At 41.3% G+C, this 15874-nt stretch carries 19 protein-coding genes and 1 pseudogene; 9 read left to right on the forward strand and 11 right to left on the reverse strand.

Annotated features, from left to right (window positions below; all coding sequences use genetic code 11):
- Positions 1-2: 2 nt before the first annotated feature.
- From fliM to ACWPWK_RS03060, 8 genes and pseudogenes are all read left to right on the forward strand, one after another.
- On the forward strand, positions 3-1034 hold the full coding sequence (gene fliM / locus ACWPWK_RS03025) for a flagellar motor switch protein FliM (RefSeq protein ID WP_109373789.1): 1032 nt from the start codon (positions 3-5) through the stop codon (positions 1032-1034).
- Positions 1027-1437, forward strand: coding sequence for a flagellar motor switch protein FliN (gene fliN, locus ACWPWK_RS03030; protein ID WP_006533153.1), 411 nt, complete (start codon positions 1027-1029; stop codon positions 1435-1437). Before fliM ends, fliN begins: the two co-directional genes overlap by 8 nt.
- A 3-nt stretch (positions 1438-1440) precedes the next feature.
- Positions 1441-1887 (forward strand): flagellar biosynthetic protein FliO, encoded by a 447-nt coding sequence (fliO, locus tag ACWPWK_RS03035; RefSeq protein ID WP_109373790.1) that lies wholly within the window; start codon positions 1441-1443, stop codon positions 1885-1887.
- Positions 1887-2657, forward strand: a complete 771-nt coding sequence (gene fliP / locus ACWPWK_RS03040; protein WP_109373791.1) for a flagellar type III secretion system pore protein FliP — start codon at positions 1887-1889, stop codon at positions 2655-2657. Before fliO ends, fliP begins: the two co-directional genes overlap by 1 nt.
- 15 nt (positions 2658-2672) lie before the next feature.
- Positions 2673-2942: a flagellar biosynthesis protein FliQ gene (fliQ, locus tag ACWPWK_RS03045; RefSeq protein WP_069367481.1), complete on the forward strand. Its 270-nt coding sequence runs from the start codon at positions 2673-2675 to the stop codon at positions 2940-2942.
- A 5-nt stretch (positions 2943-2947) separates the two neighbouring features.
- Positions 2948-3730 carry a flagellar biosynthetic protein FliR gene (gene fliR / locus ACWPWK_RS03050; protein WP_098942426.1) on the forward strand — a complete coding sequence of 261 codons (783 nt, stop codon included), beginning with the start codon at positions 2948-2950 and terminating at the stop codon, positions 3728-3730.
- A gap of 133 nt (positions 3731-3863) precedes the next feature.
- The gene (locus ACWPWK_RS03055) at positions 3864-4130 is read left to right on the forward strand and encodes a type II toxin-antitoxin system TacA family antitoxin (protein WP_109373792.1); all 267 of its coding nucleotides are present in this window, start codon (positions 3864-3866) and stop codon (positions 4128-4130) included.
- Positions 4118-4443, forward strand: a pseudogene (locus tag ACWPWK_RS03060) (hypothetical protein). Before ACWPWK_RS03055 ends, ACWPWK_RS03060 begins: the two are co-directional and overlap by 13 nt.
- An 86-nt stretch (positions 4444-4529) precedes the next feature.
- Here ACWPWK_RS03060 and flgL read toward each other — a convergent pair.
- The 11 genes from flgL to flgB all read right to left on the reverse strand — a co-directional run bounded on the left by flgL (position 4530) and on the right by flgB (position 14678).
- Entirely contained in the window at positions 4530-5474 is a 945-nt protein-coding gene (gene flgL / locus ACWPWK_RS03065) for a flagellar hook-associated protein FlgL (protein ID WP_109373793.1), read from the reverse strand.
- A 27-nt stretch (positions 5475-5501) separates the two neighbouring features.
- Positions 5502-7145 carry a flagellar hook-associated protein FlgK gene (gene flgK, locus ACWPWK_RS03070; protein WP_109373794.1) on the reverse strand — a complete coding sequence of 548 codons (1644 nt, stop codon included), beginning with the start codon at positions 7143-7145 and terminating at the stop codon, positions 5502-5504.
- 117 nt (positions 7146-7262) lie between these two features.
- Positions 7263-8249: a flagellar assembly peptidoglycan hydrolase FlgJ gene (gene flgJ, locus ACWPWK_RS03075; protein WP_109373795.1), complete on the reverse strand. Its 987-nt coding sequence runs from the start codon at positions 8247-8249 to the stop codon at positions 7263-7265.
- The gene (locus tag ACWPWK_RS03080) at positions 8249-9355 is read right to left on the reverse strand and encodes a flagellar basal body P-ring protein FlgI (protein WP_099075765.1); all 1107 of its coding nucleotides are present in this window, start codon (positions 9353-9355) and stop codon (positions 8249-8251) included. The genes flgJ and ACWPWK_RS03080 overlap by 1 nt, the downstream gene beginning before the upstream one ends.
- A 14-nt stretch (positions 9356-9369) precedes the next feature.
- Entirely contained in the window at positions 9370-10113 is a 744-nt protein-coding gene (locus tag ACWPWK_RS03085; RefSeq protein ID WP_023581820.1) for a flagellar basal body L-ring protein FlgH, read from the reverse strand.
- Between the two features lie 63 nt (positions 10114-10176).
- Positions 10177-10959, reverse strand: a complete 783-nt coding sequence (flgG, locus tag ACWPWK_RS03090) for a flagellar basal-body rod protein FlgG (RefSeq protein ID WP_109373796.1) — start codon at positions 10957-10959, stop codon at positions 10177-10179.
- Positions 10960-10978: 19 nt separating this feature from the next.
- Positions 10979-11734 (reverse strand): flagellar basal body rod protein FlgF, encoded by a 756-nt coding sequence (locus ACWPWK_RS03095; protein ID WP_109373797.1) that lies wholly within the window; start codon positions 11732-11734, stop codon positions 10979-10981.
- A gap of 21 nt (positions 11735-11755) precedes the next feature.
- A complete protein-coding gene (flgE, locus tag ACWPWK_RS03100; protein WP_109373798.1) occupies positions 11756-12982 on the reverse strand; it encodes a flagellar hook protein FlgE in 1227 nt (408 codons plus the stop codon).
- 27 nt (positions 12983-13009) lie between these two features.
- Positions 13010-13840 carry a flagellar hook assembly protein FlgD gene (locus tag ACWPWK_RS03105; RefSeq protein WP_109373799.1) on the reverse strand — a complete coding sequence of 277 codons (831 nt, stop codon included), beginning with the start codon at positions 13838-13840 and terminating at the stop codon, positions 13010-13012.
- 12 nt (positions 13841-13852) lie between these two features.
- Positions 13853-14257 carry a flagellar basal body rod protein FlgC gene (gene flgC / locus ACWPWK_RS03110; protein ID WP_006533173.1) on the reverse strand — a complete coding sequence of 135 codons (405 nt, stop codon included), beginning with the start codon at positions 14255-14257 and terminating at the stop codon, positions 13853-13855.
- Positions 14258-14267: 10 nt separating this feature from the next.
- The gene (flgB, locus tag ACWPWK_RS03115) at positions 14268-14678 is read right to left on the reverse strand and encodes a flagellar basal body rod protein FlgB (RefSeq protein ID WP_072068529.1); all 411 of its coding nucleotides are present in this window, start codon (positions 14676-14678) and stop codon (positions 14268-14270) included.
- Positions 14679-14887: 209 nt separating this feature from the next.
- Between flgB and flgA the strand changes: the two genes are divergently transcribed.
- Positions 14888-15544, forward strand: a complete 657-nt coding sequence (flgA, locus tag ACWPWK_RS03120) for a flagellar basal body P-ring formation chaperone FlgA (protein ID WP_109373800.1) — start codon at positions 14888-14890, stop codon at positions 15542-15544.
- The last annotated feature ends 330 nt before the right edge of the window (positions 15545-15874 follow it).

A 15874-nucleotide genomic window follows, 5' to 3' on the forward strand; every position in this document is an offset into this window, starting at 1 on the left:
TTATGAGCGATAATATCCTTTCACAGGCAGAGATTGATGCTCTGCTGAATGATGACACATCAGGTGACGACGCCAAAAAAAGCGCGAACAGGGAACCTGCGATAGCGAAGGATCCGAATGAACCGGATATTCAGCCTTATGACCCCAACACGCAACGTCGTGTGGTTCGAGAACGTTTACAGTCGTTAGAAATTATTAACGAACGCTTTGCACGTCAATTCCGTATGGGGCTGTTTAACATGCTCCGTCGGAGTCCTGACATTACTGTTGGTGGCGTTAAAATTCACCCTTATCACGACTTTGCTCGTAACTTACCTGTGCCAACAAACCTTAACTTGGTGCATTTAAAGCCTTTACGAGGAACAGCATTATTTACCTTTGAACCCAATCTGGTTTATATCGCGGTAGATAACCTGTTTGGTGGTGATGGCCGTTTTCCAATCCCTGTGGAAGGACGTGAATTTACCAACACAGAGCAGCGGATCATCAACAAAATGTTGAAACTGGCACTTGATGCCTACCGTGATGCTTGGGATTCCATATTCAAAATTCAGGTGGAATATGTTCGTTCTGAAATGCAGGTGAAATTTACCAATATCACCTCATCACCGAATGACATTGTTGTTACAACACCTTTTCAGGTGGAAATTGGTTCAATGGTTGGGGAATTTAGTATTTGTATTCCATTTGCCATGATTGAGCCATTACGTGAACGACTAATTAATCCACCAATTGAAAATGTTCGTCAAGAAGATGGGGTTTGGTTAGATAGTTTAGTCAACCAAGTTCAGCATTCAGAGCTAGAACTGGTCGCAAACTTTGCTGACATCCCACTGCGTTTATCAAAAGTGCTAACACTTAAAGCTGGGGATGTTATCCCAATTGATAGACCAGAAAGATTGATTGCACATGTTGATGGTGTGCCCGTATTAACAAGCCAATACGGTACAGTAAATGGGCAATATGCCCTTCGTGTTGAACACCTAATTAACCCTGTTTTAAACGCTCTGGATGAGGAACAAACCAATGAGTGATGCAAATCGCCCAACTGATAATTCACAATCGGCTGAGGATATGTGGGCTGATGCAATGGAACAGCAAACTGGGAAAAGCCAGGATAATAGTTCCGATCTATTTGAACATCTTTTACCTGAAGACGATACGCTGAACCATCTATCTGACATCAATTTGATTATGGATATTCCAGTCAAATTAACAGTAGAGTTAGGCCGTACCAAAATGACCATTAAAAAATTACTGAGCCTGTCACAAGGTTCTGTCGTTTCACTGGATGGTTTAGCTGGTGAGCCTCTTGATATTCTTATCAATGGCTATTTAATCGCTCAAGGTGAAGTTGTAGTTGTTTCTGATAAATACGGTATTCGCATTACCGATATCATTACGCCATCAGAACGTATGCGTCGTCTGAGCCGTTAATCTATGGAACAGCTTCCTTCCTTTTCCAGCCAAGGTGCGGTAAATACTACCGCACCCGCTACAACACAAACTGTTCAAACACCTACACAACCATTGCCTGTAGGTCAAAGCCTTGCTCAAGTTAGCACGGCACTTGCAGGCATTATCGTTCTTATTATTGTTGCTATGTGGTTATTTCGCCGTTTTGGCTTTGCCCGTGGTTCATTTAAAGGAACGACAGCACAACTTAGCGTTAAAGCAAGTTGTTCATTAGGTGCGAAAGAACGTGTGGTGGTGGTTGAAGTAGAACAGGAATGGCTCGTATTAGGTGTAACTGCATCGCAGGTAAATCTGCTGCATAAATTACCCGTCCCTGATAAAGCCTCGCAGGAAGCGAACTCATCACCAACATCGCCATTGTTTACTCAAATATTACAAAAAACGCTAAAGCGAGATAAAGGCAACTCATAATGCATCAGTGTGTCACTTTTTTTAACGCATTAAAGCGTTGGCGTCTCTTCGCTAGTGTGCTGGTTTTAATCTTGTTACCTACCAGTGCGTTTGCCCAATTTCCGAGTGTTATTACACAGCCTTTACCGGGTGGTGGTCAAAGTTGGTCATTACCAGTACAAACATTAATCTTCATTACAGCGTTGGGGTTTATTCCTGCTGTTTTGCTGATGATGACAAGTTTTACCCGCATTATTATTGTCCTTGGATTATTACGTAATGCTTTAGGTACACCTTCTGCACCACCAAACCAAGTGGTTCTTGGTTTGGCGTTATTTATGACCTTTTTCATTATGGCACCGGTTTTTGATAAAATTTATCAAGATGCCTATATGCCATTTACTGAAGATCAAATTACCTTCGAGCAAGCCTTAGAGAATGGCTCTAAACCTTTGCGTCAGTTTATGATGCAACAAACGCGTGAAACTGACTTAGCTCTGTTTGCTCGTCTTGCCGATGCGCCTGCGTTTGAAACTCGCGAAAGTGTACCAATGCGTATTTTGGTGCCTGCTTATATTACGAGTGAGCTAAAAACCGCCTTCCAAATCGGTTTTATGATTTTTATTCCTTTTCTTATTATCGACTTAGTTGTTGCCAGTGTGTTGATGGCGCTAGGTATGATGATGGTGCCACCTGCCACCGTCTCATTGCCATTTAAACTCATGCTTTTTGTTTTAGTAGATGGTTGGCAATTAATACTAGGCTCGCTTGCACAAAGCTTTTTCAATTAGCGCAGAGGTAACCCCATGACACCAGAATCCGTCTTAGCACTAGGTACTGAAGCGATGAAAATCGCTTTATCACTAGCTGGCCCTCTTTTATTGTCCGCTCTAGTGACGGGTCTTGTGATCAGTATGCTTCAAGCTGCAACGCAGATAAACGAAATGACATTGTCGTTTATTCCAAAAATTCTTGCTGTATTAGCTGCTATTTTAGTTGCTGGTCCTTGGATGTTAAGTTTACTTGTCGATTATATGCATAACTTATTTACTGGCATTCCTGGGATGATTGGTTAATAGCAATGATAACCCTGACCAGTGAAATGCTTAACGGCTACATTAGTGATTTTTTCTGGCCATTTGTGCGTATACTCGCCCTTTTTAGCACTGCACCGCTATTTAGTGAAAAGCAGACACCTAAAAAATTTCGCATTGCGCTCGCCTTTTTAATTACCGCATTAGTTGCACCAGGCTTACCGCAAAGCAATGTACCTTTATTCTCGCTTATTGCCTTTTGGGTACTGTTGCAACAAATTCTAATTGGCACAATTCTAGGGTTATCAATGCAGTTGGCGTTCGCTTCTGTTCGTCATGCTGGTGAAGTGATTGGTTTACAGATGGGGCTTTCATTCGCCACCTTCGTCGATCCATCAGGTGGCCCTAATATGCCTATTCTGGCACGTATTTTTAATATGCTAACAATGCTATTATTTATGGTATTTGATGGACATTTATGGCTATTGTCTATATTAGTTGATACGTTCTATGTTGTTCCTATTGGAAATCAGACGTTTAACTCATTAGGTATTCTCACTTTAGTTCAAAGTGGTGGTACTATCTTTATTAACGGTATGATGTTAGCCATGCCATTAATCACTCTACTTTTAGTGCTCAACCTTTCATTAGGTATTCTAAACCGAATGACACCACAACTTTCTGTCTTTGTGGTTGGTTTCCCTCTTACGCTGACTATCGGTATGTTAGCATTATCCATGATTATGCCTGCATTACCTGTGTTTACAGAGCGTGTCTTTAGCGATACGTTTAATCGTATTACATTGATATTGCAACAGTTGGTTTCTTGAGATTTCGGATTATTAACTTTTAATTAGTTATTTTTCATCTCACTCATTAAAATTAATCTGTTTTCACTCTAGCCATCAATGGTCATTTATTCTACAACCCTTGTATATCATTTGCTATACAAGGAGGCGTGATATGAAATCAGATGTACAACTTAATATTCGCGCTAAAGAATCACAACGCGCTCTTATTGATACTGTCGCTGAAATTCTCCATAAATCTCGTACTGACTTTATTCTTGAAACAGCATGTCAAGCTGCTGAGGATGTCATTTTAGACCGTAGAACCTTTAATTTAAATGATGCTCAATATGCGGAATTTATAGAAATTATTGATGCGCCGGTTGATATTGAACCTGCTCTTGAAAAGTTATTAATGAGAAAACCATTATGGGAAAAGTAACAGCGCCTGAGCCGTTATCAAGTTCACATGAAGTCGCTGATTTTTATAGTAGTGAAATTGTATTAGATAACTGGATAAAGCAAAGAGGTTTCAAAAACCAATTATTGGGTGTATCTCGTACTTTTATGGTCTGTAAAGAAAATAGCCACTATGTTGTTGGCTATTATTCTTTTATCATGTTGCTGAAAATATTGGCGTTAAAGCGATTATGGTTCATGCTCTTACAGAAAATGCAAAACAGTTTTATCTTCATAATGGTTTTAAAGCCTCTTCAACACAAAAAGACACTTTATTTCTAGCATTAAAGAAATGAACTCATCTGTTGTATTCAATAAAAAAAACCCCTGATAAATAAATACCAGGGGTGATATCAAAATGTCTTAGAACCGAACTAAATAATTAGCGATACATCTTAAACATCGACATCTCTTTCATGTCGTTAAAGACTTTATAAGAAGCTTGTAATACAGACTCTTCTTGGTAATAATCTGAAATTGCTTGTGTCCAGTCTAAATCACGCAGTTCGCTTAAACGTTTTGCATTTCTTAAAGACGTATCCGCACCTAAATCATCCAAATTATCAAGTTCTTGAAGTTGTAAGCCTAATTTCGCTTCCACACTTGAAATATTATTTAGCGTCGCACGGTTAATACGGTTTGCAGCATCAATTTTGTCTAACGCAGCATCACGATCAGCTTGTGGTTTACCCGTTAAAGGTTCACGCAATGCTGTAATCGCATCATCAAGAGCATTAAAGATGTCTGGCTCTGTCCCTTTACTACCTGAAGATTGTAATGTTTCGATCCCTGTAAAGTTAGTGACCATTTCAATATTACTATCTACTTTTTGGGTAATTTGCTTATCACCGCCTTGATAGGTGATTTTGCCTGTTGCATCAGCTACAAAAGGAGGTTTGTCTGATTGGAAGCCTGCAAAAATATAACGCCCCACACCATCTTTTGTATTACCAATACCCACTAGCTGGTCTTTTAAACCAGCTAATTGTTCAGCTAAAGACGAACGGTCTTCATCACTTAATGTTGCATCATTACCTGCTGCAACCAGTGTTTCTTGAATTTTGGTTGTAATATTCACCATTTGGCTTGCTAAGCTCATTTGCAAAGACATACTGTTTTTTGCAAATCCACGCGCTGTCGCATACTGCTGATTACGCGATTCAGATTGTTTAACCATCACCGCTTGAGAAGCCGCCATTGGATCATCTGATGGTTTTTCAACACGACGACCACTGGAGATTTTATTTCCTTCAGTCATCCATTTGCTTTGCGAACTGGTGATATTGTCCACTCGCTGACTAAAAATTTGATTTGAACTTAAACGCACCGTGTTATTCCTTATTCTGATGAAGGCTTAGAGAACTTGCATAATCGCATCAAACATACTGTTCGCTGTTTGAATAACTTTCGCATTTGCCATGTAATATTCTTGAATACGATACATTTCACCGTACTCTTCATCCAAGTTCACACCAGAAACAGACTGCTGCTGTTCTACAATACTTTTAGTAATAGAAACCTGAGCATCAAAGTCTACTTGAGCGGTATTTACTTTATTACCGACCATACTGATCAGTGAGCCATAACCACCAGCAATCGTTGTTTTACCATCAATAATTTTCTGGTCAGGTAACTCAAACAATTTTTTCATGTTTTCGTTATCGCTTGGGCCAGTATTATCAGCACCTGCAGCAGCAATCTTACTAGGATCAGTTACCGCAACTTTCATGCCTGCAATCACGTTACCCACGGATTGAACGACAATAGAATCGTCTTTTTGTGCTGTACCATTGACTTTGATATTCATCCCTTCAAAAGTCAGTTCTTGTTTTGTTGCATCAAATGTGGCTGCAACTTTACGACCACCAGGCTCTACCGTCACATTCCAATTGCTGCCGTCATATTTAACTGTATAGTCAGCCGCTTTCACTTCTTTGGTGTCGGTGTATTTGACGTCAAAGGTTGCATTACCTTTATTTTTACCGTTAGTCATCACATGAGCGCCACCAAGGTCGAAGAATTTTTCACCTTTGTCGCCATTTAAATCAAAACCTTGCTCATGTTGTTTATTAAATTGATCACCCAACACTAACGCTAATTGGTTTAATTGATTACGGCTTGGATCTAACACTTCTTCACGGCTACGATAAGCACCGCCAAGCTCGCCACCTTTAATGCGTTTTGCATCCACTTCACGAACTTCATCAATACCGTTGCTATAACCAATAACAAGGCGTTCGCTGTTTTTATTAGATGGAATAGCAGAAACTTCATAAGCGCGAGTGCCAGACACTAATGGCAAACCATTAGCAAATGTGACGTTAACAAAACCACCGTCTTGTTGAGTCACTTGTACATCAACCAGTGTGTTTAGCTCTTGAACTAAACGGTCACGTTGGTCTAATAAATCATTAGGTTCAGCGCCATTAAAGCCTTTAGCACGACTGATTTCGTTATTTAGTTTTGCGATCTGTTTTGTATATTCATTGATATTTTTAGAGGTGTTAGTGACCTGACTATTAATATCTTTTTCTAGATCGCGCAATGATTGGTCTGCTTTAGCAAACATATTCACCATTGCTTCCGCTTTACCAATCACCGTTGTACGTGCAGGGTTATCTTCTGCGTTATTGGTAACGTTAGGTAAGCTTGTAAAAAATTCGTCAATTGCACTCGAAACATCATTCCCTTTATCTGCTAACAAATCATTAATTTGTGAGATATTTTGGGTATAACTGTTTAAAGCACTTTGTTTTGCCATTGCACGGTTCATTTGACCCGCAAGGAATTCGTTATACTCACGATGAATACGGCTAACATTAACACCATTACCGATATAACCATTACCGGTCATTGTGCCACTGTTTTCATTAAAAACAGTCATTTGACGGTTGTACCATTTCACATTTTGGTTAGCGATATTATTACTCACAGTGCTCATCGCAGCTTGTGCCGCATTAAGTCCGCTCATCGCTGTATTAATTAAACTGTTGGACATTTGTCTATCCTTTTACGTTTAGTCATCACCCGTATGCACGGAGCATAGCTGGCAAGTTAAATGGATGCTCTGGTCTTTATTATCGGTTCTTCCCCTCTAAACTTGAGGGGAAAATGATTAAAATAAGTCGCTTAAATCGTGAGTATAAGTTTTAGCAACTTGCTCACCACTTCCTTTTAATTGGCCAATAATTGAAACCAGTTTTTTGGCATAACCCGGATCGGTAGCATAGCCTGCTTCTTGGATACGGTAAGCCGCTTGTTCCGGAGTTTGAGCTTGAGGTACTTTAGCGTAACGAGGACTTTCAGTGATCAATCTAAGGTAATCTTGAATAGCTTCAACATATGAGCCATAAACACGGAAATTGTCACGCATTTTAATCGAGTTACCATCGATCACTTCAGTTGTCATGATATTCGTAACAGGCCCTTTCCAGCTACTTCCTGCTTTAATACCAAACAGGTTATAACTCGGTTTACCGTCACCTGTTAGAATTTCACGCTTACCCCAACCTGATTCAAGTGCAGCCTGAGCAACAACTAAAAGATGGTGTACACCAGTACCTTCTGTGGCTTGTTTTGCAGGCCCTAACAGTTTTGATGCAAAAGAAGCACTGCTTTCAGATAAGCCCTTAAGCTTGCCAATCGTGCTTTCAACTGCATTTTGATAAGGCTGCATCGCACGATAAATTTGCCCCAATGCTTGCGTTGGCATGGATTGAAATATATCACTACCATCTAATGGCATAGGTGTTTTGCCCGCCATTTCACTTGGGTCTAGCGTGACTTTGGCAGAAAGTTGTTTTTCTATCATGTCAGCAAAGCCCAAGCCTTTTTGTGATAAGTCTTGAGCGATTTGTTGATCATAAAGAGAGGTGTACATCTTGGTACTTTCTGAGTTGAACATGCTTTCTTGAGGAATAGCATCACGCATGCTCTTTAACATCATTTGAACAAAAACACCTTCAAGTTGCTGCGCCACTTGGCGCAGCCCTTGCTGATCAGCATTTTGCCCAACCTGATATTTAAGTTTATTCAATGCATTACTGTCATATGCCGGCGCAGACATCGTCGGCATTGAAGAAAGCAGAGATAAATCTTTCATCAGATAATCTCCAGTCTCGCACGTAAGCAACCCGCGCTTTCCATTGCTTGCAAAATTGACATTAAATCTGTTGGTGTTGCACCAAGTGCATTTAATGTGCGGATCACTTCGTTTAAGCTTGCGCTTGCATTCACTTGTTGTAATGAGCCACCTTGTTCACTCATATTTACGCTAGTATTACGCGTTACAACAGTGCTACCCCCTGCAAACGGAGTATTAGGTTGGCTTACATTAACTTGGCTATCAACCGTAACGGAAAGGTTGCCTTGAGCAATAGCACAGCTTCCTAATGTCACATCACGATTCATAACAACAGAACCTGTTCTTGCATTAATAATCACTTTCGCATCTGCAACAACACGTTTAATTTCAAGGTTTTGAACTTCAGCCAGAAAACGCACTTGTTCACTTTTACCAATAGGAACACGCAATTGAACTGTACGAGCATCTAAAGGAATAGCCGTACCTACACCGCGTAATTTATTAACGGTATCAGAGATGTGTTGTGCCAAAGTGAAGTTTTCTTCATTCAGTTGTAGGTTCAGCAGACCTGTTTGACCAAATTGCGAAGGCAGTTCACGTTCAATGATAGCGCCGCTGCTAATGCGTCCACCCGCTAACTGGTTCACTTTAACGCTATTACCACCCGCAGATGCGCCTGCTCCCCCGACAACAATATTGCCTTGTGCTAAAGCATAAATCTGATTATCGACACCTTTTAATGGTGTCATCAGCAACGTACCACCACGTAAGCTTTTGGCGTTACCTAAGGATGAAACAACGACGTCGATTGATTGCCCTGTACGACCAAAAGGCGGTAATTTTGCAGTTACCATTACCGCTGCAACGTTTTTCAATTGCATATTGGTGCCAGGTGGTACTGTGATCCCCAATTGTGAGAGCATGTTATTCAGACTTTGCGTGGTAAACGGGGTTTGCATTGTTTGGTCACCCGTTCCATCTAATCCCACAACCAAACCATAACCAATCAGCGCATTTTCTCTTACCCCTTCAACAGAGGTGAGATCTCTGATCCGTTCGGCATGAGCGGAAAAACCGACACATGTCATCACGATAAAGAAAAGGCTCATCGCTATTTTTTTCATCTGGACCCTACTCATTAAAAAGGTGATACATTTAAGAAGAAGCGTTGTAGCCATCCCATAGACTGTGCTTCATTGATATAACCGTCTCCGATATATTCAATACGAGCATCAGCAACTTGGGTTGAATTTACGGTATTAGCACCACTGATTGTTCTTGGGTTCACAACACCTGAAAAACGGATAAATTCAGTACCTTGATTGATAGCAATTTGCTTTTCACCGATAACGTGCAGGTTTCCATTGGCAAGAAGCTGATCGACGGTAACAGTGATGGTGCCTTTAAAGGTATTGTTCGCATTTGCGCCACCTTTACCGCCAAAGTCACTGTTTCCTTCCATTCCCATATCAGCACGGCTATTACCAAACAATCCTTCCAAAAATCTTGGCGTGATCGAAGCAAGGAATCCTGCTTTGCCATTACGGCTCGCATTTGCGGATGAGTTTTTGCTTGCACTCACGTTTTCTTGCAATGTAATCGTTAGCGTATCGCCAATATTCCGAGGACGTCTGTCTTCAAATAGAGGTTGATAGCCAAAATAAACAGGCTGAGCTGACTGAAAAATAGAGCCATTAGGTGCAGGTGCTGTTGGTGCCGTTGGAACCGCCGTTGTGTTACCTTCTACCAACGGTTTTTTAGGTATATGTGCGCATCCCGCCAGTGTCAGTACCAACAGGGCGGTACCTAAACGTTGATGACGACGCCATCTGACACTAAGCTTTCTTGCCCCAGAATTGTCAGTAATGACCTTTGTATCCATCTTCGATACTCTTTTAGTAATACGCCTGACAGGAACCCCTGTCAGGCTAATGAACAAACGAAATTAGAGTTGCGTTAGTTTCTGTAACATCTGATCAGATGTTGAAATCGCTTTACTGTTAATTTCATAAGCACGTTGAGTCTGGATCATATTGACCAGCTCTTCAGCTACGTTAACGTTAGAGGTTTCAACATATCCCTGATACAACAAGCCTGCGCCGTTGATACCTGGGGCATTCTCAGTAGGTGCGCCAGAACTTGCAGTTTCTAAGTACAAGTTTTCACCAACACTTTCTAATCCGCTGTCATTAATAAAGGTTGTTAGCGTCAATTGACCCACTTGTTGTGGTGCAGGTGAGCCTTCAATTTCAACACTGACAGTACCATCACGACCAATCATCACTTTTTTGGCGGTATCAGGCAAAATGATGGCTGGAACAACTTGGAAACCGCTAGTTGTCACTAATTGCCCATTTTGATCCATTTGAAAAGAACCATCACGAGTATAAGCATCGGTACCATCAGGTAACTGAACATGGAAAAAACCTTGTCCTTTAATCGCCACATCACGAGTACCGTTTGTTTGAGCCAAGTTACCTTGACTATGTAAACGCTCAGTAGCAACAGGACGAACACCTGTACCAATTTGTAAACCTGACGGTGCATTCGTCTGTTCTGATGTCATTGCACCCGGCTGGCGGATCGTTTGATACAGTAAATCTTCGAAAACCGCACGTTGGCGTTTAAAGCCATTGGTGCTGACGTTTGCGAGGTTGTTGGAAATCACATCCATGTTAGTTTGTTGTGCATCCAACCCAGTTTTAGCAATCCATAAAGAACGGATCATGGTTTTCCCCTTACACTATTTAACTCAGTGATAGCAATTGGTTAGCCTTTTGCGCGTTTTCATCAGCGCTATGGATAACCTTCATTTGCATTTCGAAACGTCTTGCGTTTGCTATCATATCGACCATGGCTTCTGCTGGATTAACATTACTGCCTTCTAAAACACCAGCTAACACCTTCACGCTATCATCCGCAGGTAATTCCTCACCGGCACGCGCAGTCCCTTTAGGGGATAAATGGAATAAACCATCATCGCCACGAACTAAATCGTTTTGCTCTGGTTTTACCATTTTCAAACGACCAATTTGACCCAACATTTTCGGTGGATCAGTCGGTACATGCGCAGTCACAATACCGTTATTGGCAATACTGACGTTTGCTTGAGCAGGCACTTCAATCGCACCGTTATCGCCCATTAACAAACGCCCTTGTACCATTAACATGCCATCAGCGTTGCGTTGGATATTCCCGTTTCGGGTATACGCTTCTGTGCCATCTTCAAGTTGAACGGCCAAAAAGCCGTTATCACTTAAAGCAACGTCCATTGATCTGCCGGTATAGTTCATCGTTCCTTGACTCTGATCGCTACCTGGCGTTGAGGCTACCGTTAATGTACGAGTCGGTAAGGTATCGCCATTGACAGGTACGGCTCGCATTGCACTAAGCTGCGCTTTGAATCCCGGCGTTGATGCGTTTGCTAAGTTGTTCGCCACGACAGCTTGGTTTTCCATCGAATGTTTGGCGCCGCCCATCGCGGTATAAATCACATGATCCATAACAGATTATTTCCTGCGTTATTAGCGCAAGCTAACCAGAGTCTGCAGGATCTGATCCTGAGTCTTGATGGTTTGTGCGTTTGATTGATAGTTACGTTGAGCAACGATCATGTTGACTAACTCTTGGCTCATATCCACGTTAGACGCTTCTAATGCGTTATTGGTTAATTTGCCGAATACACCAGAGCCCGCTACACCGACGATTGGTGAACCTGAACCGTTAGTTTCAGACCACATATTGTCGCCTTGTGAGCTTAAACCGCCTGGGTTTGCAAAGTTAGCTAGTGCGATTTGACCAACAACTTGGCTTTGTTGGTTTGAGTAAGTCGCCATAATGGAGCCATCAACTTCAATACGGAAGTTAGTGAATTCACCCGCTTGGTAACCATTTTGCGCTAATTTAGAGACACTTGATTCTGATACTTTTTGCTGAGTACTACCGGTGAAATCAAGTTCAATTTTGCCTACAGCAGAACCATTCAAAGAGGCGATATTCATATCGGTCTTTGTATAACTATCTAGCACACCCGCGTTGGTATATTTTAAAGTACCTAAATCTTGAGCAGGTGTTGGCGCACCACCAGCAGCCTTAGTCGATGTATCTTGACCATAAACTTTCCATTCATTGTCATTTGTCTTTACAAAGAATAAGTTCAGATTATGTTCATTACCTAAGCTATCGTAGGTTGTCACGTTAGTACTAAAGTTATAAGTATCACTATCTTTAGGATCGAACGTCGTTTTAGCAGGTTTTTCTTCACCTGAGTTCAGGTTAACCGCCATATTGATTTTATCGGTTGCACTGGCATTCATCATATCGGTAGGAATAACGATAGGTGTTGGTGTTGCCCCTTTTTGAACAACATTTTTACCATCAACAACTTGTACTGGATAACCTGTTACACGCATACCTTGCATATTAGTCAGGAAACCATTTTTATCTTTACCGAATTCACCATTACGTGAATAGAAAACACCACCGTTTTGATCTTCAATACGGAAAAAACCACCGCCAGAAATCGCTACGTCTGTTGGGCGGTTAGTGGTTGTGATACTACCGTCTTTAAAGTTTTGGCTAATGCCTGCCACTTTAACACCCAGACCTGCACCAGAGCCGGCGAAAACGTCAGCAAAAGAGACAGTCGCACCTTTGAAGCCATAGGTTGCGGAGTTAGAAATATTATTACCGATAGAATCTAAGTTAGCGGCTGCTGCGTTTAAACCACTTACTGCTTGTGAAAAGGACATGCGCCCTCCAAGTTGAATATGTGTTAGTTAAAGAACCTGACGAATTTCATCCAATGAAACGGTATTACCTAAGCCAACATCAAGGCGGGCACCACCATCCACCATGGACACACTATTCACCAGCGCATAATTCAGTGTCTTAACAGGGACCTGAGCATCATTAAGCGTGGCGTTAACGGTAAATTTATAACTGCCAGTTGGAACAGGATTGTCATCTTCATCAGTACAATCCCAAGAGAAGTTATAAACATCCGGTAGCATCTTTTTGTCCATTTGGATTGTACGAACGGTAGCACCACTGGCATTAGTGATGTTTATCGTAAGAGAATCGGTTGGACTGAGTAATTCAAAACCAAAAGGTGTTGAAAATAGGTGTTCATCGCTAGGCGCAGTTGGGTCAGTATCACCTGATTTATATATTCCCATTTGCTGGCGCGTTTTTTCATTTTGAGTATCAGGTGTTGGAATTGTGTCATCCCCATCACCGGGCTTTTCAGTTTCACCTTTACCGTCGGTTGGCTGAAAGACAACAATTTTATTCCCAGAGACCATAACACCACGGCCAACGAGAGAAGAAGCGCGCAACGCCTGACTTTGATCAATCTGTCCAACAATGTTATTCACTGTTTTATTCAGTGTTTCAATGCCTTCAACGGTTGAAATTTGAGCTAACTGGGAAGTTAACTCATTATTTTGCATTGGGTTTGTTGGATCTTGATTTTTCATCTGCGTGATGAGAAGTGTCAGGAAATTCCCTTTAATATCCTCACTACCACTTTTTTTCGTATGGTATGAAGAAGGTGTATCCCCGATAATGGTATTATCATAAGGTTCATTCATTGAGGAGGAAATACCCACAATTTATTCTCCCTATTGACCTATCATCAGTGTTTTTTGCATCAGCGATTTTGCCGTGTTCATCACTTCGACGTTAGCTTGGTAGCTTCTAGAAGCAGAAATGGTATTAATCATTTCACCCACAACATCAACATTCGGCATACGTACATACCCTTTTTCATCGGCAAAAGGATGTCCCGGCTGATATTCCATGCGAAATGGAGCAGGATCATCCACCACTTCAGTGACACGAACACCACCAACTTCTTGACCAGCAGGTGCGTTTACCTGAAAAACAACCTGTTTTGCACGATAAGGTTCACCATCTGGGCCCGCAACACTGTCGGCATTTGCCATATTGCTAGCGCTTACGTTTAAACGTTGAGATTGCGCTGAAAGTGCTGAACCTGAAATATCAAAAATACTAAATAAAGACATGCTCTTTACCCTACTGTTGCAATACAGACATCATGCTTTTAACTTGTGAATTAATAAATGTCACATCAGCCTGATACTTAAGGCTATTGTCAGCAAAATTACTACGTTCCATGTCCATATCCACGGTATTACCATCCATCGCAGTTTGATGAGGCACGCGATAGAGTAAGTCCGCTTCTAAGCGATAACCGGGTTTGATCGGGATATGGCGCTCTGATGTCATCGCCAATTGCATGCCATGACTACCAGTACGTCCGTTTTCAATGGTTTTCTTCAATTCAGAAGCAAAATCAATATCACGAGCCTGAAAGCCTGGGGTATCTGCGTTTGCGATATTCGCAGCAAGAATTTCTTGGCGTTTATTGCGTATTGAGAGCGCTTCTTGTTGAAAATGAAACGTATTTTCTAATTTATCGAGCATCTTCTATCCTTGGTGGCTAAGCCACTTACCTCAGCTGATAAAACAATTTCAGTTGACAGAATAAACGCTCAAAAAAAAGATGATTGGAGGAATAGGCGTAAATTGGATTGCTATTTATGCGTTTAAGGCATGCAAAGTCGATGTACACTGTTATTGCTAAATAATGACAAACGCACAATTAGCATCAACTCTGTAAGGTGATACAAATTATGTTAGTTAGAACTCTTATCGGTCTGTTTTCTTTTTTCTTTATGGTGAATGTGAGTATCGCGAAATCACTGCCTGAAGAACTACAAGATTTCTTTGTCGCACTTCACCAACCAGGCGATAAAGTGACTGTGACAGTTTTAACGCCCGAAGATAAATGGCCAATCTGTCAAACACAAGAGATCCAACGTCATGCGGGCTCTCGTAATTGGGGACGTCTTTCAATCCCAATTCAGTGCGATAAACAACGTCGTTTTATTCAAATTGATGTTAGCGTTAATGGTGAATACTTAATCGCGAAAAAAGACATCAATCGTGATGATATTATTGAAAATTCTGCTATTAGTATGGCAACGGGCGAATTAGAAAAATTACCTTATGATGTATTACGTGATCCCGCATTAATTAAAAATGCGATCGCAATGCGACAAATATCCGCAGGAAAACCTTTAACCTCCACAATGGTTCGTCGCCCTTGGGCTATTTTGGCAGGACAAACCGTCACCGTATTTGCACAAGGCCCTCACTTTCAGATCCGTTATGAAGGTAAAGCCGTAAACAACGCGGTTGCCAACGAAACCATTCGAGTGAGAGTTAAATCAGGTCAAATTGTCACTGGCGAAGCACTTGAAAACGGCTCTGTACGCATCCCTCTTTAATGGATTAAAAAGCTGATAAGCAGAATAAGCCTATATTAAATTGCTTGTTACCCGTTTCAGTTATGGCAAGCCAAGGTAAACTCTCTTGCGCTACATTTTTCACTCTAAATAATTAAAGCTGTAGTTAGACAATAATTTAAAACATCGCATATAGATACTCTAAATAATTCAAGTTGTAGCTAGGCGACAAATGAACGAATCGCTAGGAGCATACATAAGTATGTGACTAGTGTGAGTGAATGCGGTCAACAACGCTACGGCTTGAAGTATGACGAGTAGTGTGACTAGAGCGAGTGAGTGTAGCCAACAACGCTACAGCTTAAAGTATCG

The sequence above is a fragment of the Proteus sp. Marseille-Q3619 genome, assembly GCF_965283115.1.

What these genes read in the sequence shown, in the direction of transcription:
- fliM (WP_109373789.1), top strand. Translation starts at nt 3, where the DNA reads ATGAGCGATAATATCCTTTCACAGGCAGAGATTGATGCTCTGCTGAAT.
- fliN (WP_006533153.1), top strand. Translation starts at nt 1,027, where the DNA reads ATGAGTGATGCAAATCGCCCAACTGATAATTCACAATCGGCTGAGGAT.
- fliO (WP_109373790.1), top strand. Translation starts at nt 1,441, where the DNA reads ATGGAACAGCTTCCTTCCTTTTCCAGCCAAGGTGCGGTAAATACTACC.
- fliP (WP_109373791.1), top strand. Translation starts at nt 1,887, where the DNA reads ATGCATCAGTGTGTCACTTTTTTTAACGCATTAAAGCGTTGGCGTCTC.
- fliQ (WP_069367481.1), top strand. Translation starts at nt 2,673, where the DNA reads ATGACACCAGAATCCGTCTTAGCACTAGGTACTGAAGCGATGAAAATC.
- fliR (WP_098942426.1), top strand. Translation starts at nt 2,948, where the DNA reads ATGATAACCCTGACCAGTGAAATGCTTAACGGCTACATTAGTGATTTT.
- ACWPWK_RS03055 (WP_109373792.1), top strand. Translation starts at nt 3,864, where the DNA reads ATGAAATCAGATGTACAACTTAATATTCGCGCTAAAGAATCACAACGC.
- flgK (WP_109373794.1), bottom strand. Translation starts at nt 7,145, where the DNA reads ATGTCCAACAGTTTAATTAATACAGCGATGAGCGGACTTAATGCGGCA.
- flgJ (WP_109373795.1), bottom strand. Translation starts at nt 8,249, where the DNA reads ATGAAAGATTTATCTCTGCTTTCTTCAATGCCGACGATGTCTGCGCCG.
- ACWPWK_RS03080 (WP_099075765.1), bottom strand. Translation starts at nt 9,355, where the DNA reads ATGAAAAAAATAGCGATGAGCCTTTTCTTTATCGTGATGACATGTGTC.
- ACWPWK_RS03085 (WP_023581820.1), bottom strand. Translation starts at nt 10,113, where the DNA reads ATGGATACAAAGGTCATTACTGACAATTCTGGGGCAAGAAAGCTTAGT.
- flgG (WP_109373796.1), bottom strand. Translation starts at nt 10,959, where the DNA reads ATGATCCGTTCTTTATGGATTGCTAAAACTGGGTTGGATGCACAACAA.
- ACWPWK_RS03095 (WP_109373797.1), bottom strand. Translation starts at nt 11,734, where the DNA reads ATGGATCATGTGATTTATACCGCGATGGGCGGCGCCAAACATTCGATG.
- flgE (WP_109373798.1), bottom strand. Translation starts at nt 12,982, where the DNA reads ATGTCCTTTTCACAAGCAGTAAGTGGTTTAAACGCAGCAGCCGCTAAC.
- flgC (WP_006533173.1), bottom strand. Translation starts at nt 14,257, where the DNA reads ATGTCTTTATTTAGTATTTTTGATATTTCAGGTTCAGCACTTTCAGCG.
- flgB (WP_072068529.1), bottom strand. Translation starts at nt 14,678, where the DNA reads ATGCTCGATAAATTAGAAAATACGTTTCATTTTCAACAAGAAGCGCTC.
- flgA (WP_109373800.1), top strand. Translation starts at nt 14,888, where the DNA reads ATGTTAGTTAGAACTCTTATCGGTCTGTTTTCTTTTTTCTTTATGGTG.